This window comes from Ramlibacter sp. 2FC (genome assembly GCF_005503345.1).
Classification (GTDB): Bacteria; Pseudomonadota; Gammaproteobacteria; order Burkholderiales; family Burkholderiaceae_C; genus SCMQ01.
This window is the reverse complement of record NZ_SCMM01000009.1, coordinates 36,092-55,216: the sequence shown is the minus strand read 5'-3', so window position 1 is coordinate 55,216 and position 19,125 is coordinate 36,092. Positions and strand designations below refer to the sequence as shown.

At 68.6% G+C, this 19,125-nt stretch carries 21 protein-coding genes, 1 tRNA gene and 1 pseudogene; 8 read left to right on the top strand and 15 right to left on the bottom strand.

Translation table 11 applies throughout. The features are described 5' to 3' along the window. Positions 1 to 21 precede the first annotated feature (21 nt). From FFS10_RS06150 to FFS10_RS06130, 5 genes are read left to right on the top strand one after another with little or no spacing between them, the layout of a single operon-like run. Positions 22 to 1,236, top strand: a complete 1,215-nt coding sequence (locus FFS10_RS06150; RefSeq protein WP_137892633.1) for a type II secretion system F family protein — start codon at positions 22 to 24, stop codon at positions 1,234 to 1,236. Further along, positions 1,236 to 2,078, top strand: a complete 843-nt coding sequence (locus FFS10_RS06145) for a prepilin peptidase (RefSeq protein ID WP_171016071.1) — start codon at positions 1,236 to 1,238, stop codon at positions 2,076 to 2,078. Before FFS10_RS06150 ends, FFS10_RS06145 begins: the two co-directional genes overlap by 1 nt. An 8-nt stretch (positions 2,079 to 2,086) precedes the next feature. Continuing rightward, the gene (coaE, locus tag FFS10_RS06140) at positions 2,087 to 2,698 is read left to right on the top strand and encodes a dephospho-CoA kinase (protein ID WP_137892631.1); all 612 of its coding nucleotides are present in this window, start codon (positions 2,087 to 2,089) and stop codon (positions 2,696 to 2,698) included. 22 nt (positions 2,699 to 2,720) lie between these two features. Next, complete coding sequence (zapD, locus tag FFS10_RS06135; RefSeq protein ID WP_137892629.1) at positions 2,721 to 3,476, top strand: cell division protein ZapD; 756 nt, start codon at positions 2,721 to 2,723, stop codon at positions 3,474 to 3,476. Further along, positions 3,473 to 3,694: a DNA gyrase inhibitor YacG gene (locus FFS10_RS06130; protein WP_502702662.1), complete on the top strand. Its 222-nt coding sequence runs from the start codon at positions 3,473 to 3,475 to the stop codon at positions 3,692 to 3,694. The genes zapD and FFS10_RS06130 overlap by 4 nt, the downstream gene beginning before the upstream one ends. Before the next feature lie 4 nt (positions 3,695 to 3,698). Here FFS10_RS06130 and FFS10_RS06125 read toward each other — a convergent pair whose 3' ends face one another. The 4 genes from FFS10_RS06125 to secA all read right to left on the bottom strand — a co-directional run bounded on the left by FFS10_RS06125 (position 3,699) and on the right by secA (position 9,141). Further along, positions 3,699 to 4,172, bottom strand: coding sequence for an NUDIX domain-containing protein (locus tag FFS10_RS06125; protein WP_249931182.1), 474 nt, complete (start codon positions 4,170 to 4,172; stop codon positions 3,699 to 3,701). Between the two features lie 80 nt (positions 4,173 to 4,252). After that, complete coding sequence (locus tag FFS10_RS06120; RefSeq protein WP_137892622.1) at positions 4,253 to 5,125, bottom strand: ATP-binding protein; 873 nt, start codon at positions 5,123 to 5,125, stop codon at positions 4,253 to 4,255. Further along, positions 5,122 to 6,351: a bifunctional glutamate N-acetyltransferase/amino-acid acetyltransferase ArgJ gene (gene argJ, locus FFS10_RS06115; RefSeq protein WP_137892620.1), complete on the bottom strand. Its 1,230-nt coding sequence runs from the start codon at positions 6,349 to 6,351 to the stop codon at positions 5,122 to 5,124. Before argJ ends, FFS10_RS06120 begins: the two co-directional genes overlap by 4 nt. Positions 6,352 to 6,360: 9 nt before the next feature. Continuing rightward, positions 6,361 to 9,141 carry a preprotein translocase subunit SecA gene (gene secA / locus FFS10_RS06110; protein WP_137892618.1) on the bottom strand — a complete coding sequence of 927 codons (2,781 nt, stop codon included), beginning with the start codon at positions 9,139 to 9,141 and terminating at the stop codon, positions 6,361 to 6,363. 220 nt (positions 9,142 to 9,361) lie between these two features. On the opposite strand from secA, the gene FFS10_RS06105 reads away from it, so the two are divergent. Next, the gene (locus tag FFS10_RS06105; protein WP_137892616.1) at positions 9,362 to 9,673 is read left to right on the top strand and encodes a hypothetical protein; all 312 of its coding nucleotides are present in this window, start codon (positions 9,362 to 9,364) and stop codon (positions 9,671 to 9,673) included. A 14-nt stretch (positions 9,674 to 9,687) separates the two neighbouring features. Here the strand turns inward: FFS10_RS06105 and FFS10_RS06100 are convergent. From FFS10_RS06100 to petA, 6 genes are all read right to left on the bottom strand, one after another. Further along, a tRNA-Thr gene (locus FFS10_RS06100) sits at positions 9,688 to 9,763 on the bottom strand. A gap of 47 nt (positions 9,764 to 9,810) precedes the next feature. Beyond that, entirely contained in the window at positions 9,811 to 10,332 is a 522-nt protein-coding gene (locus FFS10_RS06095; RefSeq protein ID WP_137892614.1) for a ClpXP protease specificity-enhancing factor, read from the bottom strand. Between the two features lie 16 nt (positions 10,333 to 10,348). Next, positions 10,349 to 10,960, bottom strand: a complete 612-nt coding sequence (locus tag FFS10_RS06090) for a glutathione S-transferase N-terminal domain-containing protein (protein WP_137892612.1) — start codon at positions 10,958 to 10,960, stop codon at positions 10,349 to 10,351. 100 nt (positions 10,961 to 11,060) lie between these two features. Then, on the bottom strand, positions 11,061 to 11,825 hold the full coding sequence (locus FFS10_RS06085) for a cytochrome c1 (RefSeq protein WP_137892610.1): 765 nt from the start codon (positions 11,823 to 11,825) through the stop codon (positions 11,061 to 11,063). Positions 11,826 to 11,845: 20 nt separating this feature from the next. Continuing rightward, a complete protein-coding gene (locus FFS10_RS06080) occupies positions 11,846 to 13,258 on the bottom strand; it encodes a cytochrome b (RefSeq protein WP_137892608.1) in 1,413 nt (470 codons plus the stop codon). Between the two features lie 11 nt (positions 13,259 to 13,269). After that, positions 13,270 to 13,866, bottom strand: coding sequence for a ubiquinol-cytochrome c reductase iron-sulfur subunit (gene petA, locus FFS10_RS06075; RefSeq protein WP_137892606.1), 597 nt, complete (start codon positions 13,864 to 13,866; stop codon positions 13,270 to 13,272). A 142-nt stretch (positions 13,867 to 14,008) separates the two neighbouring features. Here petA and mscL point away from each other — a divergent pair. Next, a pseudogene (gene mscL / locus FFS10_RS06070) lies at positions 14,009 to 14,430 on the top strand (large conductance mechanosensitive channel protein MscL). Positions 14,431 to 14,447: 17 nt separating this feature from the next. On the opposite strand, the gene pdxA reads toward mscL, so the two are convergent. Together pdxA and FFS10_RS06060 are read right to left on the bottom strand one after the other, a co-directional pair. Then, the gene (gene pdxA, locus FFS10_RS06065) at positions 14,448 to 15,491 is read right to left on the bottom strand and encodes a 4-hydroxythreonine-4-phosphate dehydrogenase PdxA (protein WP_137892604.1); all 1,044 of its coding nucleotides are present in this window, start codon (positions 15,489 to 15,491) and stop codon (positions 14,448 to 14,450) included. 6 nt (positions 15,492 to 15,497) lie between these two features. Next, the gene (locus tag FFS10_RS06060; protein WP_137892602.1) at positions 15,498 to 16,256 is read right to left on the bottom strand and encodes a Nif3-like dinuclear metal center hexameric protein; all 759 of its coding nucleotides are present in this window, start codon (positions 16,254 to 16,256) and stop codon (positions 15,498 to 15,500) included. A 59-nt stretch (positions 16,257 to 16,315) separates the two neighbouring features. Between FFS10_RS06060 and FFS10_RS06055 the strand changes: the two genes are divergently transcribed. Further along, positions 16,316 to 17,452 carry a S1C family serine protease gene (locus tag FFS10_RS06055; RefSeq protein ID WP_137892599.1) on the top strand — a complete coding sequence of 379 codons (1,137 nt, stop codon included), beginning with the start codon at positions 16,316 to 16,318 and terminating at the stop codon, positions 17,450 to 17,452. Positions 17,453 to 17,472: 20 nt separating this feature from the next. Here FFS10_RS06055 and tatC read toward each other — a convergent pair whose 3' ends face one another. The 3 genes from tatC to tatA all read right to left on the bottom strand — a co-directional run bounded on the left by tatC (position 17,473) and on the right by tatA (position 19,112). Next, entirely contained in the window at positions 17,473 to 18,267 is a 795-nt protein-coding gene (gene tatC / locus FFS10_RS06050; RefSeq protein ID WP_137892597.1) for a twin-arginine translocase subunit TatC, read from the bottom strand. A gap of 127 nt (positions 18,268 to 18,394) precedes the next feature. Next, positions 18,395 to 18,847, bottom strand: coding sequence for a Sec-independent protein translocase protein TatB (gene tatB / locus FFS10_RS06045; RefSeq protein ID WP_137892595.1), 453 nt, complete (start codon positions 18,845 to 18,847; stop codon positions 18,395 to 18,397). Positions 18,848 to 18,869: 22 nt separating this feature from the next. Continuing rightward, positions 18,870 to 19,112, bottom strand: coding sequence for a Sec-independent protein translocase subunit TatA (gene tatA / locus FFS10_RS06040; RefSeq protein ID WP_137892593.1), 243 nt, complete (start codon positions 19,110 to 19,112; stop codon positions 18,870 to 18,872). Between the last annotated feature and the right edge of the window lie 13 nt (positions 19,113 to 19,125).

Sequence of the window (19,125 nt, the reverse complement as noted above, 5' to 3'; positions counted from 1 at the left end):
CAGAACGGGGAGAAGGAAACGATGGCCACCGCAGCGACCGCCGCCAAGGAATTCGTCTTCGAATGGGAGGGCAAGGACCGCCAGGGCAAGCAGGTCCGGGGCGAGACCCGGGCCGCCGGCGTCAACCAGGTCCAGGCCGCGCTCAGGCGCCAGGGCGTGCTGCCCACGCGCATCAAGAAGCGGCGCATGGGCGCCGGCAAGAAGATCAAGCCCAAGGACCTGGCGATCTTCACGCGCCAGCTCGCGACCATGATGAAGGCCGGCGTGCCGCTGCTGCAGTCCTTCGACATCGTGGGCCGCGGCAACGCCAACCCTAGGGTCACCAAGCTGCTCAACGACATCCGCACCGACGTGGAGACCGGCACCTCGCTGAACAACGCCTTCCGCAAGTTCCCGATGTACTTCGACAGCCTGTACTGCAACCTGATCGAGGCCGGCGAGGCCGCGGGCATTCTGGAGCAGCTGCTGGACCGGCTCGCGACCTACATGGAGAAGACCGAGGCGATCAAGTCCAAGATCAAGTCGGCCCTGATGTACCCGATCGCGGTCATCGTGGTGGCCTTCGTCGTGGTGACCGTGATCATGATCTTCGTGATCCCCTCGTTCAAGGAGGTGTTCAGCTCCTTCGGTGCCGACCTGCCCGCCCCCACGCTGTTCGTGATCGGCATGAGCGAGTTCTTCGTCGCCTACTGGTGGCTGATCTTCGGCAGCCTGGGCGGCGGCCTGTACTTCTTCTTCCAGGCCTGGAAGCGCAACGAGAAGGTGCAGCGCTTCATGGACCGCCTGCTGCTCAAGCTGCCGGTGTTCGGCACCCTGATCGAGAAATCGGTGATCGCGCGCTGGACCCGCACCCTGTCGACCATGTTCGCCGCCGGCGTGCCGCTGGTGGAGGCGCTGGACTCCGTGGGCGGCGCGGCGGGCAATACGGTCTACGCCATCGCAACGGAAAGGATCCAGCAGGAGGTCTCCACCGGCACCAGCCTGACCGCGGCCATGACCAACGCCCGCATCTTCCCGTCCATGGTGCTGCAGATGTGCGCGATCGGCGAGGAATCCGGCTCCATAGACCACATGCTGGGCAAGGCGGCGGACTTCTACGAGGCCGAGGTGGACGACATGGTGGCCGGCCTGTCCAGCCTGATGGAGCCCATCATCATCGTGATCCTGGGCGTGGTGATCGGCGGCATCGTGGTCTCCATGTACCTGCCCATCTTCAAGCTCGGCCAGGTGGTCTGATGCCGGAAATCCAAGTCGTGGAGGCCGCCTTCGGCGGCTTGCTGGGCCTGCTGATCGGCAGCTTCCTCAACGTGGTCATACACCGCCTGCCGCAGATGCTGGAGCGGCAGTGGGCGGCCGAATGCGCCCAGCTGTCGGGCCAGGCCCAGGCGCCGGGTGAACCGCTGAGCCTGCTGCGGCCGCGCTCGCGCTGCCCGCACTGCGGCCACGCGATCCGCTGGTACGAGAACATCCCGGTGCTGAGCTACCTGGCGCTGCGCGGCCGATGCGCCGCCTGCCACGCCACCATCGGCTTGCGCTACCCGCTGGTCGAGCTGGCCACCGGCGCGCTGTTCGCCTGGTGCGCCTGGCGCTGGGGCGCCACGCCGGCCGCGCTGGCCTGGAGCGCCTTCGCCGCGACACTGCTGGCGCTGACCCTGATCGACTGGGACACCACCTTGCTGCCGGACGACATGACGCTGCCGCTGCTGTGGGGCGGCCTGATCGCCGCGGCCCTGAACCTGAACGGCGTGCCGCTGAGCACCGCCCTGTGGGGAGCCGTCGCCGGCTATGTCTCGCTGTGGGCGGTCTACTGGGCGTTCAAGCTCGCCACCGGCAAGGAGGGCATGGGCTACGGCGACTTCAAGCTGTTCGCCGCCCTGGGCGCCTGGTTCGGCTGGCAGGCCCTGGTGCCCATGATCCTGATGGCCTCGGTGATCGGCGCAGGGGTCGGCATAGGCATGAAGTTCGCGAACACGCTGCGCGAGGGCGGCTACGTGCCGTTCGGCCCCTTCCTGGCCGCGGCCGGTTTGACGGCCATGCTGTTCGGGCCCGAGGCCATCCTGCGCGCGGTCGGACTCTAGGGCCGGCCATGGCTACGGTGACCCTGCTCGGCCTGACCGGCGGCATAGGCAGCGGCAAGAGCACGGTCGCCGCCATGCTGGCCGAGCATGGCGCGGCCGTGGTCGACGCCGACGCCATCGCGCGCGGCGTCACGGCGCCGGGCGGCGCCGCCATCCCGGCGATCGCACAGGCCTTCGGCGCCGAACTGATCACGCCGCAGGGCGCGCTGGACCGCGACCGCATGCGCGCCCTGGTGTTCGCCGACCCGAACGCCAGGCGGCGGCTGGAAGCCATCGTGCATCCGCTGGTCGGCCAGGAGACCGAGCGCCAGGCCCAGGCCGCCCTGGCCCAGGGCCGGCGCACCGTGGTGTACGACGTGCCGCTGCTGGTCGAGTCGGGCCGGCGCTGGCGCCAGAAGGTGCAGCGCGTGCTGGTGGTCGACTGCCCGGTCGTCACCCAGGTCGAACGCGTCATGGCGCGCAGCGGACTGGCCCAGGCCGAGGTGGAGCGCATCGTCGCCAGCCAGGCCAGCCGCGCCCAGCGCCTGGCGGCCGCCGACATCGTGATCCACAACCAGGGCCTGACGCTGCCGGCCCTGCGCGAGGAAGTGAGGCAGTTGGCGCAAGGCTTCGGGCTATGATGCGGGCACAGGAAAAAGCAGCGTGATACTGTACGAATATCCCTTCAACGAACGCATCCGTACCTACCTGCGACTGGAGCACCTGTTCCGACGCCTGGGCCAGCTGGTGCCCCGCGAAACCCCGCTGGATCACCACTACGCACTGACCACACTGTTCGAGGTCATGGACGTCGCCGCGCGCGCCGACCTCAAGTCGGACGTGCTCAAGGACCTGGAAAAGCAGAAACAGGCGCTCAACGGATATCGCGGCAACCCCGCGATCTCCGAGGCTGCGCTCGACGAGGTCGTGGCCCGGCTCGACGCTTGCTTCTCGGCCCTCAACCAGCAGCCCGGCAAGGCCGGCCACGCGCTGACCGAGAACGAATGGCTGATGAGCATACGCAGCCGCGCCGTGATCCCCGGCGGCACCTGCGAGTTCGACCTGCCGGCCTACTACGCCTGGCAGCACAAGGACGCCGACACGCGCCGGCACGACCTGCAGCAATGGGCCACCACGCTGGCGCCGCTGGCCGAATCCATCCACCTGCTGCTGCGGATGCTGCGCGACTCGGGCGCGCCGCAGAAGGTGATGGCCGTGGGCGGGCAGTTCCAGCAGAACCTGCCTCAGGGCCGCAGCTTCCAGCTGCTGCGCCTGCGCATCGACCCGGCGCTGGACCTGATCCCCGAGATCAGCGGCAACCGCCTCATCGTGTCGGTGCGGCTGATGCGCCAGGAGGCCGACGGCCGGCTGCAGGCCGGCGGCGACGACGCTCCGCTGGAGATGACATTGTGCGCGTGAAGCCCTCCGCCCCGGCCAGCACCGACTCCAAGGCCCGGCAGGTGCGCTGCCCCGCCTGCGGCGGCCCCAGCCTGTTCGCGCCGGAAAACCGCTTCCGCCCCTTCTGCTGCGAGCGCTGCAAGAACATGGACCTGGGCGCCTGGGCCAGCGAGAGCTTCCGCATGCCCGCCGAAGCGCCGCCCGAGGACCAGGCCTTCGGCGACCCCAGGCTGCAGTAGGCGCTCAGGCCGGGGCGTGCGTGGCGCCCTCGAAGCCCTGCTCGGCGGCGAACCACTGCAGCACCGGCACCGTGCCCGGCAGCACCGGCCTCACCTGCACCGGCAGGCGCTGCCAGGCGAAGGACTGGCCTTCGCGCATGTGCAGCTCGCCCGCCCAGTCGTAGACCTTGCAGAAGTTCAGCCGCACCAGGGCATGCGGGTAGTCGACCCGTTCCACCTTCCAGGGATGGGCGGCGCCGATGGCGACGCCGATTTCCTCCTGGAGCTCGCGCCGCAGCGCCTGCTCCACGGTCTCGCCGGGCTCGACCTTGCCGCCGGGGAATTCCCAGTAGCCCTCGTAGACCTTGCCGGGCGGGCGCGAGGTCAGCAGGAAGGAACCATCGGCCCGCAGCAGCACGCCCACGGCCACCTCGACCTCCTTGCGATCCGGCCCACCCTCGCGCGGACGGTGGCCGTCGGCGACGAGTACGGCCCCCACGCTTGCCACTTCGTGTGCTGCGCTGCCCCCCGAGGGGGCCTTCGCGCCTTGGGGCGGCCCGGCGGCGCTCAAGCTTTCCGTCATGCGGAACGGCGGCCCGCGTAATCGCGCGCAAACTGGTAAGCGACGCGGCCGCTGCGCGAGCCGCGCTCCAGCGCCCAGACCAGGGCCTCGGGACGAGCCGCATCGATGGCCTGCGGCCCGACGCCGAACGAGGACAGCCATTGCGCGGTGATCGCCAGGTACTCGTCCTGACTGAACGGGTAGAAGCTGACCCACAGGCCGAAGCGCTCGGACAGCGAGATCTTCTCCTCCACCACCTCGCCCGGATGGACCTCGCCGTCCTCGCTGTGGGTGTAGGTGAGGTTCTCCTTCATGTACTCGGGCAACAGGTGGCGGCGGTTGCTGGTCGCGTAGATCAGCACGTTCGGCGTGGCCGCAGCCACCGAGCCGTCCAGGATGGACTTGAGCGCCTTGTAGCCGGGTTCGCCGTCCTCGAAGCTCAGGTCGTCGCAGAACACGACGAACTTCTCGGGGCGCTCGGACACCACGTCGACGATGTCCGGCAGGTCCGTCAGGTCGGCCTTGTCCACCTCGATCAGGCGCAGGCCGCGCGCCGCGTAGGCGTTCAGGCAGGCCTTGATCAGCGAGGACTTGCCGGTGCCGCGCGCGCCGGTCAGCAGCACGTTGTTGGCCGGACGGCCTTGGACGAACTGCTCGGTGTTGCGCCGGATCTTGTCCTTCTGGCCGTCGATCTCCTTGAGGTCGTCGAGCGCGATGCCGGCCACGTGGCGCACCGGCTCGAGCACGCCGTGGCCGGAGGCGCGCTTGCGGTAGCGCCAGGCGATGGCGGCCGACCAGTCCGGCTCGGTCAGCGGCTGCGGCAGCACGGATTCGATGCGCGCCATCAGGTGTTCGGCACGCTGTATCAGTCTCTCGAGCGGATCGATCATGAGCGGTAGTCGGCGTTGATCGACACGTAGTCGTGGCTGAGGTCGCAGGTCCAGACCTGGTCGCTGGCAGCGCCACGGCCCAGGACCACGCGCACCGTGATCTCGCTTTGCTTCATCACGCGCTGGCCGTCCTCCTCGCGGTAGGCCGGATGGCGCCCCCCCTGCACCGCGACATGGACCTCGTCGAGGTAGAGGTCGATGCCGGTCTGGTCCAGGTCATCGATGCCGGCATAGCCCACGGCGGCCAGGATGCGGCCCAGGTTGGGGTCGCTGGCGAAGAAGGCCGTCTTGACCAGCGGCGAATGCGCGATCGCGTAGGCCACCTTGCGGCACTCCTCGCCGTCGCGCCCGCCCTCGACCCGGATGGTGATGAACTTGGTCGCGCCCTCGCCGTCGCGCACGATGGCCTGGGCCAGCCGGCGCGCCACGTCCAGCAGCGCCGCCTTGAGCGCCTGGCCCTCGGCGCTGGCCAGCGACTGGATCGGTGCGTGGGCCGCCTGCTGCGTGGCCACCAGCACGAAGGAGTCGTTGGTCGAGGTGTCGCCGTCGATGGTGACACGGTTGAACGAGCCCTCGGCCAGCTCGGTCACGAGCTGCTGCATCAGGGCCGGCGCCACGCAGGCGTCGGTGGCCAGGAAGCCCAGCATGGTCGCCATGTTGGGGCGGATCATGCCTGCGCCTTTGCTGATGCCGGTGATGGTCACCGGCGCGCCGGCGATGGTCACGCGCGCGCTGAAGGCCTTGGGCACGGTGTCGGTGGTCATGATGCCCTCGGCCGCGCGCGCCCAGTGGTCGGCTCGCGCGTCGGCCAGCGCCGCTGGCAGGCCCGCCGCTATGCGCTCGACCGGCAGCGGCTCCATGATCACGCCAGTGGAGAACGGCAGCACCTGCTCGGGGGCCAGCTGCAGCTGGCTGGCCAGCACGGCGCAGGTCTGGCGCGCGCGCGCCAGGCCTTCGGCGCCGGTGCCGGCGTTGGCATTGCCGGTGTTGATCACCATGGCGCGTATGCCGGCGCCCACGGCCAGGTGCTCGCGGCAGATCTGCACCGGCGCGGCGCAGAAGCGGTTGCGCGTGAACACGCCGGCCACGCTCGCGCCTTCGTCGAGCAGCAGCACGGTCAGGTCCTTTCGGCCGACCTTGCGTATGCCGGCCTCGGTCACGCCCAGGCGCAGGCCGGGCACGGGAAAGAGCTGGAAGGGATCGGGGGCGGAAAGGTTGACGGGCATGGCGGTCTCTCAGGCCAGCTGGCCGTGGCAGTGCTTGTACTTCTTGCCGCTGCCGCAGGGGCAGGGGTCGTTGCGGCCCACACGTGGCATGTTCGGCGGCAGGGCGCCCGCCGCCAGGCCCACGGCCAGCGGCTCGGGGCGACCGTCGAACGCCGTGGTCTGGGCCTCGCCGGTCTCGGTCGGCGCGGTGTAGGTCACGTGGCTGATGGCCTCGGCACGCTGCTCCAGATCCTCGGCGGCCTGGCCGATCTGCTCGCTGGACTGCACCTTCACGGTCATCAGCAGCTTGGTGACCTCGTTCTTGACCGAGTCGAGCAGCTGGCCGAACAGCTCGAAGGCCTCGCGCTTGTACTCCTGCTTGGGCTGCTTCTGCGCGTAGCCGCGCAGGTGTATGCCCTGGCGCAGGTAGTCGAGCGCGCTGAGGTGCTCGCGCCAGTGGGTGTCTATGCTCTGCAGCAGCACGATGCGCTCGAACTGCGTGAAGTTCTCGGCGCCGACCTGGGCCACCTTGGCCTCGAAGGCCGCATTCGCCGCGGCCAGCACGGTCTCCAGCATGTCCTCGTCGGTGATGGCGCTGGCGGCCTGCACCTGCTGCGCCAGCGGCAGCGCGATCTGCCACTCCTCGGCCAGCACGCGCTCCAGGCCCGCGATGTCCCATTGCTCCTCGACCGACTCGGGCGGCACGTACTGGCGCACCAGGTCGGTGAAACAGCCCTCGCGCAGCGCGGCGATCTGAGCGCCCAGGTCGGCCGCGTCCAGGATGTCGTTGCGCTGCTGGTAGATCACCTTGCGCTGGTCGTTCGACACGTCGTCGTACTCGAGCAGCTGCTTGCGGATGTCGAAGTTGCGCGCCTCGACCTTGCGCTGCGCGCTCTCTATGCTGCGCGTGACGATGCCGGCCTCGATGGCCTCGCCCTCGGGCATCTTGAGCCGGTCCATGATGGCGCGCACCCGGTCGCCGGCGAAGATGCGCATCAGCTGGTCGTCCAGGCTCAGGTAGAAGCGCGAGGAGCCCGGGTCGCCCTGGCGGCCGGAGCGGCCGCGCAGCTGGTTGTCGATGCGGCGCGACTCGTGTCGCTCGGTGGCGATGATGCGCAGGCCGCCCTGCGCGGTGACGAACTCGTGGTCCTTCTGCCACTGCGCGCGCATCTCCTGCACGCGGGCCTGCCTGGCCGCCTCGTCCTGCGTGGCGTCGGCTTCCACGGCCTCGATCGCCTTCTCGATGTTGCCGCCGAGCACGATGTCGGTGCCGCGGCCCGCCATGTTGGTGGCGATGGTGATCATCTTGGGCCGACCGGCCTGGGCCACGATCTCGGCCTCGCGCGCGTGCTGCTTGGCGTTGAGCACTTGGTGCGGCAGCTTCTCCTTGTCGAGCAGCTGGGAGATCAGCTCGGAGTTCTCGATCGAGGTGGTGCCCACCAGCACCGGCTGGCCGCGCTCGTGGCATTCGCGGATGTCCTGGATCGCGGCCACGTACTTCTCGCCCGTGGTCTTGTAGACGCGGTCGAGCTGGTCCTCGCGGCGGCTCGGGCGGTTGGGCGGGATGACCACGGTCTCCAGGCCGTAGATCTCCTGGAACTCGTAGGCTTCGGTGTCGGCCGTGCCGGTCATGCCGGCCAGCTTGCCGTACAGGCGGAAATAGTTCTGGAAGGTGATCGAGGCCAGGGTCTGGTTCTCGGCCTGGATGGCCACGCCCTCCTTGGCCTCCACGGACTGGTGCAGGCCGTCGCTCCAGCGCCGGCCGGCCATCAGGCGGCCGGTGAACTCGTCGACGATGACGATCTCGCCGTTCTGCACCACGTAGTGCTGGTCGCGGTGATAGAGGTGACGCGCGCGCAAGGCCGCGTTGAGGTGATGCATCAGCGCGATGTTGGACGGGTCGTACAGGCTGGCCCCCTCGGGGATCAGGCCGCGCTCGGCCAGGATGCGCTCGGCGTTCTCGTGGCCCTGCTCGGTCAGGAACACCTGGTGGGACTTCTCGTCCAGCGTGAAGTCGCCGGGCTTGGTCACGCCTTCGCCGGTGCGCGGGTCGGCCTCGCCCTCCTGGCGCGTGAGCAGCGGCACCACCTGGTTCATGGCCAGGTACAGGGCCGTGTGGTCCTCGGCCTGGCCGCTGATGATCAGGGGCGTGCGCGCCTCGTCGATCAGGATGGAGTCCACCTCGTCGACGATGGCGTAGCGCAGGCCGCGCTGCACGCGGTCCTGCACCTCGTAGACCATGTTGTCGCGCAGGTAGTCGAAGCCGAACTCGTTATTGGTGCCGTAGGTGATGTCGGCCTGGTAGGCCGCCTGCTTGTCCTCGCGCGGCATCTGCGGCAGGTTCACGCCCACCGACAGGCCGAGGAAGTTGTACAGCCGCCCCATCCACTGCGCGTCGCGGTTGGCCAGGTAGTCGTTCACGGTGACCACATGCACGCCCTCGCCGGCCAGCGCATTGAGGTAGACCGGCAGCGTGGCCGTCAGGGTCTTGCCCTCGCCGGTGCGCATCTCGGCGATCTTGCCGTTGTGCAGCGCCATGCCGCCCAGCAGCTGCACGTCGAAATGGCGCATCTTCATCACGCGCTTGGAGCCCTCGCGCACCGCCGCGAAGGCCTCGGGCAACAGGGCATCGAGCGACTCCCCCTTGGCCACGCGCTCCCGGAATTCCTGCGTCTTGGCGCGCAACTGCTCGTCGCTCAGCCCCTCGAACGCGGCTTCAAGCGCGTTGATGCGCTCGACCGTCTTGCGGTACTGCTTGATCAGACGGTCGTTGCGACTGCCGAAGATTTTGGTGAGGAGACTGGTAGCCATGCATGCAGGACCGCCCGGCCTGCCGTGTCAGCCTGCCGGGCGACCGAAATCCCTAAAGTGTTGTGGATCCAGGTGGGAGCGTCGGCGCGGGCTGCGCCGCCTGCAGCGACGGCGGCCCGCGTCGGTGCCGGGCGCCATTTTACCCACGGGCCGGGCGGCCGCGTGCCGCCCCTATCCACGATAATCGTCGGCCGCAACGCCCTGCCCTCGCGCCCGCCCCATGAACCGACGCCACCACGCCATCACGCTGCAGCAAGCCGCCGCCGATTCACCCACGCTGGCGCGGCTGGCCGGGCTGGCGCGCGAATCCGGCGAACGGCTCAAGGCCGTGCAGTCCCTGATCCCGGTGATGCTGCGCCCCACGGTCAGGCCCGGGCCCATAGACGGTGACAGCTGGTGCCTGCTGGTCGGCAGCAACGCGGCTGCGGCCAAGCTCAGGCAGGTGCTCCCGGCCTTGATGGCCAGCCTGCGCAGCAAGGGCTACCAGGTGAACAGCATCCGACTCAAGGTCCAGGTGGAAACCAGGCCCTGAGCGAAGGGAAGGGATGGTGCCGCTTGTCGGATTCGAACTGACGACCTACCGCTTACAAGGCGGTTGCTCTACCAACTGAGCTAAAGCGGCGGAATGCGCTTGCGATTCTAACGGCTGGCCCAGGTGGGCCGCGGTGTTCACTTCACACGCTTGAGCGCGGGGCGAGGCCCGGCCGGTGGCTTGGGTGGCTCGGGCTCCGGCGTACCCGCCTCACCCTCCGCAACCTCGCCGCCCGGCACCAGCTGCATCGAGCGGCCAGCCGCGGACGCCTCGGGCGCGGCACCCGACGCCGCCGCGGGTGGCGGGGGCTCGGCCGGCTCCGCGGCCGCAGCGGGCACCGGCACCGGGAAGGCCATGCCCTGGCCGTTTTCCCGCGCGTAGATCGCAATCACGCGCTCCACCGGCACGCTGATCTCGCGCGCCACGCCCGCGAAGCGGGCCTTGAACTCGATGAAGTCGTTGCCCAGCTTGAGCGAGCTCGTGGCGTCGAAGCTGATGTTCAGCACGATCTCGCCGTCCTTCACGTACTCGCGCGGCACCTGCACCGTGTCGTCGACCAGCACCGCCACATAGGGCGTGAAGCCGTTGTCGGTGCACCACTCGTACAGGGCGCGGATCAGGTAGGGCCGGGTGGAGCTGGCGTCCAGGGCGTTCATCATGGCGCGGCCTGGGCGCTTACTTGCGCATCACTTTCTCGGACGGCGTCAGCGCCTCGATGTAGGCCGGGCGCGAGAAGATGCGCTCGGCGTACTTGAGCAAAGGCGCGGCGTTCTTGCTGAGCTCGATGCCGTAGTAGTCCAGGCGCCACAGCAGCGGCGCGATGGCCACGTCGAGCATGGAGAAGTTCTCGCCCAGCATGTACTTGTTCTTGAGAAACACCGGGGCGAGCTGGGTCAGGCGGTCGCGGATATGGGCGCGCGCCTTCTCCAGCAGCTTGTCGTTGCCCTTGGCGGCGCGGTTTTCCAGCGTCGAGACATGGACGAACAACTCCTTCTCGAAGTTGAGCAGGAACAGGCGCACGCGGGCTCGGTCCACCGGGTCGCCCGGCATCAGCTGCGGGTGCGGGAAGCGCTCGTCGATGTACTCGTTGATGATGTTGGACTCGTACAGGATGAGGTCACGCTCGACCAGGATGGGCACCTGGCCGTAGGGGTTCATCACGTTGATGTCCTCGGGCTTGTTGTAGAGGTCCACGTCGCGGATCTCGAAGTCCATGCCCTTCTCGAACAGCACGAAACGGCAACGGTGGGAAAACGGACAGGTGGTTCCTGAATACAGCACCATCATGGCGGGGACTCCTCAAAATCAAAAAGAGTGGGATGCCGCCGGGCCCGGCCCGGCACACCCACTCTGGCAATGCCGGGCAACAGGCCCGGCCAGGTCTGGTTTACTTGACGTCTTTCCAGTACGCGGCATTGAGGCGCCACGCGATCACGGTGAAGACCACCAGGAACAGCAGCACCCAGACGCCTATGCGCACGCGGCTGTTCTGCGCCGGCTCGCCCATCCACTGCAGGTAGTTCACCAGGTCGCCGACCGCCTGGTCGTACTGCAGCGGGGTCATGGTCCCGGGCGTGACCTGCTCCCAGCCCTTGAAGACCTGGACCTCGTGGCCATGCTCCTGCTTGGCCTCGAACAGCGGGCGGCGCTCGCCCTGCAGCTCCCACAGCGCGTGCGGCATGCCGACGCTGGGGAACACCAGGTTGTTCCAGCCGGTGGCCTTGGTGTCGTCGCGGTAGTAGCTGCGCAGGTAGGTGTAGAGGTAATCGGCGCCCGTGCCGTCGTGGCCGGCACGCGAGCGCGCGACGAGCGTCAGGTCGGGCGGGTTGGCGCCGAACCAGTCCTTGGCCTGCTTGGGATCGATCGCGGCCTTCATGGTCTCGCCGACCTTGTCGGTGGTGAACAGCAGGTTGTCCTTGATCTGCTGCTCGCTCAGGCCGATGTCGCGCAGGCGGTTGAAGCGCATGTACGCAGCCGAGTGGCAGTTCAGGCAGTAGTTGACGAACAGCTTGGCGCCGTTCTGCAGCGAGGCCAGGTCGGTCGTCTTGACGGGCGCCTTGTCCCAGCTCACGCCGCCGCCAGCGGCCTGCACACCCGAGATCAGGCCGATGGCCACGACCAAGCCCAGCGCCAGTTTCTTGAATTTGTTCATGGGGTCACTCTCTACAGGGCTTAGTGCGGGGCGAAGGTCACGCGCTCAGGCACCGGCTTGGGCTCGCCCAGCTTGCTCCACCAGGGCATCAGCAGGAAGAAGCCGAAGTAGAACAGCGTACCGACTTGCGACACGCGCTCGCCGATCGGCGAGGGCGGCTGCACGCCGAGGTAGCCCAGCACCAGGAACACGACCACGAACACGGCGTACAGGTACTTGTGCCAGCCCGCACGGTAGCGGATCGACTTGACCGGGCTGTGGTCCAGCCAGGGCAGGAAGAACAGGATGACGACGGCGCCACCCATCACGAGCACGCCCCAGAACTTGGCGTCGATGGCCAGCATCAGCACCGAGGCCACCACGGCGGCGCCGACCACCACGGCCTTGAGCAGGCCGGACAGCTTGCCCTTGAGCACGCCGAAGGCAGCCGCAGCGACCACGCAGGCGATCAGCGCATACATCATCTCGCTGGTGATGGCGCGCAGCATGGAATAGAACGGCGTGAAGTACCAGACCGGCGCGATGTGCGGCGGCGTCTTCAGCGGGTCGGCCGGGATGAAGTTGTTGAACTCCAGGAAGTAGCCGCCGAACTCGGGCGCGAAGAACACGATGGCCGAGAAGGCCAGCAGGAACACGCTCACGCCGAAGATGTCGTGCACCGTGTAGAAGGGGTGGAAGGGCACGCCGTCCAGCGGCTTGCCGTTGGCATCCTTGGGCGCCTTGGGGCCTTTGATCTCGATGCCGTCGGGGTTGTTCGAGCCCACGTCGTGCAGCGCCAGCAGGTGCGCCACCACCAGGCCCAGCAGCACCAGCGGCACGGCGATCACGTGGAAGCTGAAGAAGCGGTTCAGCGTGGCGTCGCCGACCACGTAGTCGCCGCGGATCAGCAGGGCCAGGTCCGGACCGATGAAGGGGATGGCGGAGAACAGGTTGACGATCACCTGGGCGCCCCAGTAGGACATCTGGCCCCAGGGCAGCAGGTAGCCCATGAAGGCCTCGGCCATCAGGCACAGGAAGATCGCGCAGCCGAAGATCCAGACCAGCTCGCGCGGCTTGCGGTAGCTGCCGTACATCAGGCCGCGGAACATGTGCAGGTAGACCACCACGAAGAAGGCCGAGGCGCCGGTGGAGTGCATGTAGCGGATCAGCCAGCCCCAGGGCACGTCGCGCATGATGTACTCGACCGACTCGAACGCCTTGGCCGCGTCCGGCTTGTAGTGCATCACCAGGAAGATGCCGGTGACGATCTGGATCACCAGCACCAGCAGCGACAGCGAGCCGAAGATGTACCAGAAGTTGAAGTTCTTCGGCGCGTAGTACTCCGACATGTGGACGCGGTAGGCGTCGAAGGCGGTCGGGAAGCGGTTTTCGAGCCAGTTGGTCAGCTTGGCGCCGGCCGGGGCGTTGGGAGAGATTTCCTTGAATTCAGCCATGTCCGTCGTCCTCAGGCCTTCTTGTCTTCACCGATCAGCAGCTTGCTCTCGGAGAGGTAGATGTGCGGAGGCACCTCGAGGTTGTCCGGCGCCGGCTTGTTCTTGAACACGCGGCCGGCCATGTCGAAGGTCGAGCCGTGGCAGGGGCAGAGGAAGCCGCCCTGCCAGTCGTCGGGCAGCGAGGGCTGGGCGCCGGTCTGGAACTTGTCGGACGGCGAGCAGCCCAGGTGCGAGCAGATGCCGACGCCGACCCAGACCTCGGGCTTGATCGAGCGGTACTGGTTCTTGGCGTACTCGGGCGTGGGATAGGCCTTGCGGTCCGAATTCGGGTCGGCGAGCTGCGTCTCGGTCTTCTTCAGCGACTCGAGCTGCTCGGGCGTGCGCTTCATGATCCAGACCGGCTTGCCGCGCCATTCCACCGTGAGTTTCTCGCCCGGTTTCAGGCTAGAGATGTCCACTTCGACGGCGGCACCAGCCGCCTTGGCTCTCTCCGAGGGCTGGAAGGTGCTGACGAAGGGCACGGCGGCGAAGCCGGCACCGACGGCACCCGCGCAGGTGGACGCGATCAGCCACGTCCTCTTGCTGCTGTCGACTGGGGTGTCACTCATGGGGATCCTCTGGCAATGCTGTATCAGGGTCAACCAGAGATTGTAGCCGAGCGAAACATCCACCCCCGGCCCAGCCCCCCCGCCTTGACAGGGCCCTGCGGCCGGCCATACTGGCCGCCTCAACAACAAGCAGGAGGGCCCCATGGGGATGATGCAGGAGTTCAGGGAGTTCGCCGTCAAGGGCAATGTGATGGACCTGGCCGTCGGTGTGATCATCGGCGGAGCCTTCGGCAAGATCGTCGACTCGGTGGTCGGCGATCTGATCATGCCGGTCGTCAGCAAGATCTTCGGCGGCCTGGACTTCTCCAACTACTACCTGGGCCTGGCCGGACAGCCGCCGGGCTGCCCCTGGCGGAGGCCAAGAAGGCCGGCGCGGTGCTCGCCTACGGCAGCTTCATCACCGTGGCGCTGAACTTCGTCATCCTGGCCTTCATCATCTTCGTCATGGTCAAGCAGATGAACCGGCTCAAGAAGGAGGCACCGCCCGCCGCACCGGCGGCGCCGGCCGCCCCGCCGGAAGACATCGTGCTGCTGCGCGAGATCCGCGACAGCCTGAAGAGGTAGGCCCGCGCGGGCGCCGCTCAGCGCGCCAGCCGGCGCGCCACGCGTATCGCCTCGATCAGGCTGGCGGCCTCGGCCCGACCGCTGCCGGCGATGTCGAAGGCCGTGCCATGGTCCGGGCTGGTGCGCACCAGCGGCAGGCCCAGGGTCACGTTGACACCCTTGTCCACGCCCAGGTACTTGACCGGGATCAAGCCCTGGTCGTGGTACATGGCCACCACCACGTCGAACTCGCCGGGATGACCGGCTGCGGCACGGGCGCGCATGAAGACCGTGTCGGGCGCGAACGGGCCATGGGCGTCCACGCCTTCGGCGCGCGCGGCCGCGATGGCCGGCGCGATGAGCTCGATCTCCTCGCGCCCGAACAGCCCGCCCTCGCCCGCGTGCGGGTTGAGCCCGGCCACGCCGATCCGGGGCGCGCGGCCGAGCGCGGCGCCCAGCGCGGCATGGGTGATGCGCAGGGTCTGCAGCACGCTGTCGAAGCTCACCGCGGCGATCGCCTCGCGCAGCGAGACATGGATGCTGACCAGCACGGTGCGCAGCTCGTCGTTGGCCAGCATCATGCGCACCGGCAGCTCGGACAGGGACTTGCCCAGGTGGCCCGCCGCCTCGGCCTGCAGCAGCTCGGTGTGGCCCGGGTATTGCGCGTAGGGAGGGCCCGCAGCCGACAGCGCCTCCTTGTGCAGCGGCGCCGTGACCAGCGCGGCGATCTCGCCGCGCAGCGCAGCGCGCGCTGCCCATAACACGCAGTCGCCCGCGATCCGGCCGGCCTCGGCGCTGACCTGGCCGCAGGGCACCGGCGGCCGGGCCGGCACCACCTGCAGCACCGGGATGCAGCGCGGCGGCGCGTCCCAGGCCTGGTGCGCCGCCTCGAGCTCGGCCACCGGCAGGCCGGGCGCCCCCGGCGCGGTGATGAAGCCGGCGGCGCGGCGCAGCGTGGCCAGGTCGCCGGCGACGAAGCATCCGCGCGTCGCCTCGGGCGCGTCGCGGAAGGCCTTGGCGATGATCTCCGGGCCTATGCCGGCCGCGTCGCCTAGCGTGATCGCGATGGGTTTTGCGCTCATGCGGCCTCAGGCGGGGTTGTCGATGTCGACGAACACATGGTCCAGGCCCAGCTGGGCCGCCACATGGGCCGCCAGAGCCGGCGCCCCGTAGCGCTCGCTCGCGTGGTGACCGCAGGCCAGGAAGGCCACGCCGCATTCGCGTGCGTAGTGCGCCTGCGGCTCGGAGATCTCGCCGGTGATGAAGGCGTCGGCGCCAGCCGCGATCGCGGCCTCGAAATAGCCCTGGGCCCCGCCGCTGCACCAGGCGATGCGCCGCAGGGGCTTCGCCCCGGCCTCGACCAGGGTCACGGGCCGCCCCAGGGCCGCCTCCACATGCCGGGCCAGCGCCCGTCCATCGGCGAAGCCGCCCTCCTCGACGCGTGCGCCCAGGAAACCCAGGTCCTGCTCGCCGAAGCGGGCCTGGGCCGTGAGGCCCAGCACGCGGCCGAGCTGGGCGTTGTTGCCGAGCTCGGGATGAGCGTCGAGCGGCAGATGGTAGGCGTAGAGGCTGATGTCGTGCGCCAGCAGCAGGGCCAGGCGCTGCTTCATCCAGCCGGTGACGCGGCCCTCCTGGCCGCGCCAGAACAGGCCGTGGTGCACCAGGATGGCGTCCGCCCCTTGGGCGACGGCGGCCTCGATCAGGGCGCGGCTGGCCGTCACGCCGGAAACCAGCTTGCGCACCTCTGTCCGGCCCTCGACCTGCAGGCCGTTGGGCCCATAGTCGCGAAAGCGTTCGGGCTGCATCAGGGCGTCGAAGGCGGCGAGCAGGGTCTGGCGGTCGGTCATGCGGGGCTTTGCAGGGCAGGCGGCCACGATTGTGGGCCAAGTTCAGGGACAATCCTGCCATGAAACGTTTCTGGCTTCTCTTCTCGCAGGCCGTCACCGTGTTGCTGGCGGCGTATTTCGTGGTCGGCACGCTCAAGCCCGCATGGCTGGGCCATGGCGCAGGCGGCGGCGCGCTGGCCGTGTTCGAGGCCCCCGGCGCCAGCCCGGGCGCCGCCCCGTCAGGCGGCTTCAGCGCGGCCGCACGCAAGGCCGCGCCGGCCGTGGTCAGCATCAGCACCAGCAAGGCGGCCCGCACGCCCTACAGCAACGACCCCTGGTTCCGCTTCTTCTTCGGCGAACAGGACAGCCAGCCCCAGGTCGGCCTGGGCTCGGGCGTGATCATCAGCCCCTCGGGCTATGTGCTGACCAACAACCACGTGGTCGAGGGCGCGGACGAGATCGAGGTGGTGCTGACCGACCGCCGCCGCGCCCAGGCCAAGATCATAGGCACCGACCCCGACACCGACCTGGCCATCCTCAAGATCGAGCTCGACCGGCTGCCGGTCATCGTGCTGGGCAACTCCGACGCGCTGCAGGTCGGCGACCAGGTGCTGGCCATAGGCAACCCCTTCGGCGTGGGCCAGACCGTGACCAGCGGCATCGTCAGCGCCCTGGGCCGCAACCAGCTGGGCATCAACACCTTCGAGAACTTTATCCAGACCGACGCGGCCATCAACCCCGGCAACTCGGGCGGGGCGCTGGTGGACACTCAGGGCAACCTGATGGGCATCAACACCGCGATCTACTCGCGCTCGGGCGGCAGCATGGGCATAGGCTTCGCGATCCCCGTCTCCACCGCCAAGCTGGTGCTGGAAGGCATCGTCAAGGACGGGCAGGTGCGGCGCGGCTGGATAGGCGTGGAGCCGAACGAACTCTCGCCCGAGCTGGCCGAGACCTTCGGCGTCAAGGCCCGCGAAGGCGTGCTGATCACCGGCGTGCTGCAGAACGGCCCGGCGGCGCAGGCCGGCATCCGACCCGGCGACGTGATCGTGCAGGTGGCGGACAAGCCGGTCACCAGCGTGTCGGAGCTGCTGTCGGCGGTGGCGGCGCTCAAGCCCGGCACCGCCACGCGCTTTCGCCTGCTGCGCCGCGACGACCAGCTGGAGCTGGCCGTGACGCCCGGGCTGCGCCCCAAGCAGCGCAACGCGCCGCGCTGAGCGCGGCAGCGGAGCGCAGATCAGGGACGCGCGGCGTCGGCGTCCTGCTCGGGCGCCTGCGTGTACTTGAGGAACAGCTGGGCGGCCCAGATCCCCAGCTCGTAGAGCAGGCACATGGGGATCGCCAGCGCCAGCTGCGACACCACGTCGGGCGGCGTGACGATGGCCGCGATGATGAACGCCAGGACCACGAAATAGCCGCGGAAGGCCCTGAGCTTCTCGACGCTGACCACGCCCAGGCGCGCCAGCACCACCACCGCGACCGGCACCTCGAAGGCCAGGCCGAAGGCCAGGAACATGGTCAGCACGAAGCTCAGGTAGGCCTCGATGTCAGGCGCTGCCGTGATGCTCTTGGGCGCGAAGCCCTGGATGAACTTGAACACCTGGCCGAACACGAAGAAGTAGCAGAACGCCACGCCGATGAAGAACAGCACGGAGCTGGAGACCACCAGCGGCAGCACCAACCGCTTCTCGTGCGAGTACAGCCCCGGCGCGATGAAGGCCCAGAGCTGGTAGAGCACCACCGGCAGCGCGAGCAGGAAGGCCGCCATCAGCAGGATCTTGAGCGGCACCATGAAGGGCGAGATCACCGAGGTCGCGATCAGCGTCGCCCCCTTGGGCAGGTGGGCCACCAGGGGCGCGGCCAGCAGGTCGTAGAGCTCGCCCGGCCCGGGAAAGATGGCCAGCACGGCTGCCGCGACGCCGACCGCCGCCAGCGCACGGATCAGGCGGTCGCGCAGCTCGACCAGGTGCTGCACGAAGGGCTGCTCGGTGCCGGCGAGTTCGTCTTCCGGGGATTTCTGGGGGTCGGACATGAGAAAGCTGCTGGTTCCGTGGGCCCTGAGCTTGCCGGCGGGCAGGAATTCGTGCGCGGGGGATCAGGCAAGCTCAGCCCGAACGGACTGCGAGCCCCCGTGGCGCATTAGGGTTTGTTCACAGGCCCTAGCTGAACTTGCTCGGCCGATAGCGCGCCACGCGCGCGGCGCCGGACAAGGCCTTGCTGCGCATGCCGTTGCGCGCCTTGTACCACTGGGGCACCGCGCCCTGCTTGAGCCGCCATTTCTTCTTGGGATGGCGGTATTCGGGGGGCGGCGGTTCCCAGGCCGAGCCCAGGCTGCCGGTGCTCTCGGACCAGGTCTTCTCGAACTCGGCCGCGCTGGTCTGGACCGACTGCTCGACGTCGCGCGCCGCATCCTCGACCGTCTCCTTCATCTTCTTGAGCTCGTCGAGCTCCATCGAGCGGTTGACCTCGGCCTTGACGTCGGCCACATAGCGCTGCGCCTTGCCCAGCAAGGTGCCCACGGTGCGCGCCACGCGCGGCAGCTTCTCGGGCCCGATCACGACGAGCGCCACGGCGCCGATCAGCGCCATCTTGGAAATGCCGAGGTCAATCACGAAGGTTCAGCCATCCGCCGGATCAGGACTTGGTCTTGGCTTCGACGTCGATGGTCGTCTTCTCGGCGCCGGGCGCATTGGCGACCTGGCCGGCCGGCGGGGCCGCCTTGTCTTCGGGCGTGCTGCCGCCGTCCTTCATGCCGTCCTTGAAGCCCTTGACCGCGCCGCCGAGGTCGGAGCCGATGTTCTTGAGCTTCTTGGTGCCGAACACCATGACCACGATCAGCAGAACGATCAGCCAGTGCCAGATGGAAAACGAACCCATGGAATTCTCCTAA

Bases quoted from the DNA above. Each gene is read 5' to 3' on its own strand.
- FFS10_RS06150 (WP_137892633.1), top strand. From the start codon at position 22: ATGGCCACCGCAGCGACCGCCGCCAAGGAATTCGTCTTCGAATGGGAG.
- FFS10_RS06145 (WP_171016071.1), top strand. From the start codon at position 1,236: ATGCCGGAAATCCAAGTCGTGGAGGCCGCCTTCGGCGGCTTGCTGGGC.
- coaE (WP_137892631.1), top strand. From the start codon at position 2,087: ATGGCTACGGTGACCCTGCTCGGCCTGACCGGCGGCATAGGCAGCGGC.
- FFS10_RS06120 (WP_137892622.1), bottom strand. From the start codon at position 5,125: ATGATCGATCCGCTCGAGAGACTGATACAGCGTGCCGAACACCTGATG.
- argJ (WP_137892620.1), bottom strand. From the start codon at position 6,351: ATGCCCGTCAACCTTTCCGCCCCCGATCCCTTCCAGCTCTTTCCCGTG.
- secA (WP_137892618.1), bottom strand. From the start codon at position 9,141: ATGGCTACCAGTCTCCTCACCAAAATCTTCGGCAGTCGCAACGACCGT.
- FFS10_RS06105 (WP_137892616.1), top strand. From the start codon at position 9,362: ATGAACCGACGCCACCACGCCATCACGCTGCAGCAAGCCGCCGCCGAT.
- FFS10_RS06095 (WP_137892614.1), bottom strand. From the start codon at position 10,332: ATGATGAACGCCCTGGACGCCAGCTCCACCCGGCCCTACCTGATCCGC.
- FFS10_RS06090 (WP_137892612.1), bottom strand. From the start codon at position 10,960: ATGATGGTGCTGTATTCAGGAACCACCTGTCCGTTTTCCCACCGTTGC.
- FFS10_RS06085 (WP_137892610.1), bottom strand. From the start codon at position 11,825: ATGAACAAATTCAAGAAACTGGCGCTGGGCTTGGTCGTGGCCATCGGC.
- FFS10_RS06080 (WP_137892608.1), bottom strand. From the start codon at position 13,258: ATGGCTGAATTCAAGGAAATCTCTCCCAACGCCCCGGCCGGCGCCAAG.
- petA (WP_137892606.1), bottom strand. From the start codon at position 13,866: ATGAGTGACACCCCAGTCGACAGCAGCAAGAGGACGTGGCTGATCGCG.
- pdxA (WP_137892604.1), bottom strand. From the start codon at position 15,491: ATGAGCGCAAAACCCATCGCGATCACGCTAGGCGACGCGGCCGGCATA.
- FFS10_RS06060 (WP_137892602.1), bottom strand. From the start codon at position 16,256: ATGACCGACCGCCAGACCCTGCTCGCCGCCTTCGACGCCCTGATGCAG.
- FFS10_RS06055 (WP_137892599.1), top strand. From the start codon at position 16,316: ATGAAACGTTTCTGGCTTCTCTTCTCGCAGGCCGTCACCGTGTTGCTG.
- tatC (WP_137892597.1), bottom strand. From the start codon at position 18,267: ATGTCCGACCCCCAGAAATCCCCGGAAGACGAACTCGCCGGCACCGAG.
- tatA (WP_137892593.1), bottom strand. From the start codon at position 19,112: ATGGGTTCGTTTTCCATCTGGCACTGGCTGATCGTTCTGCTGATCGTG.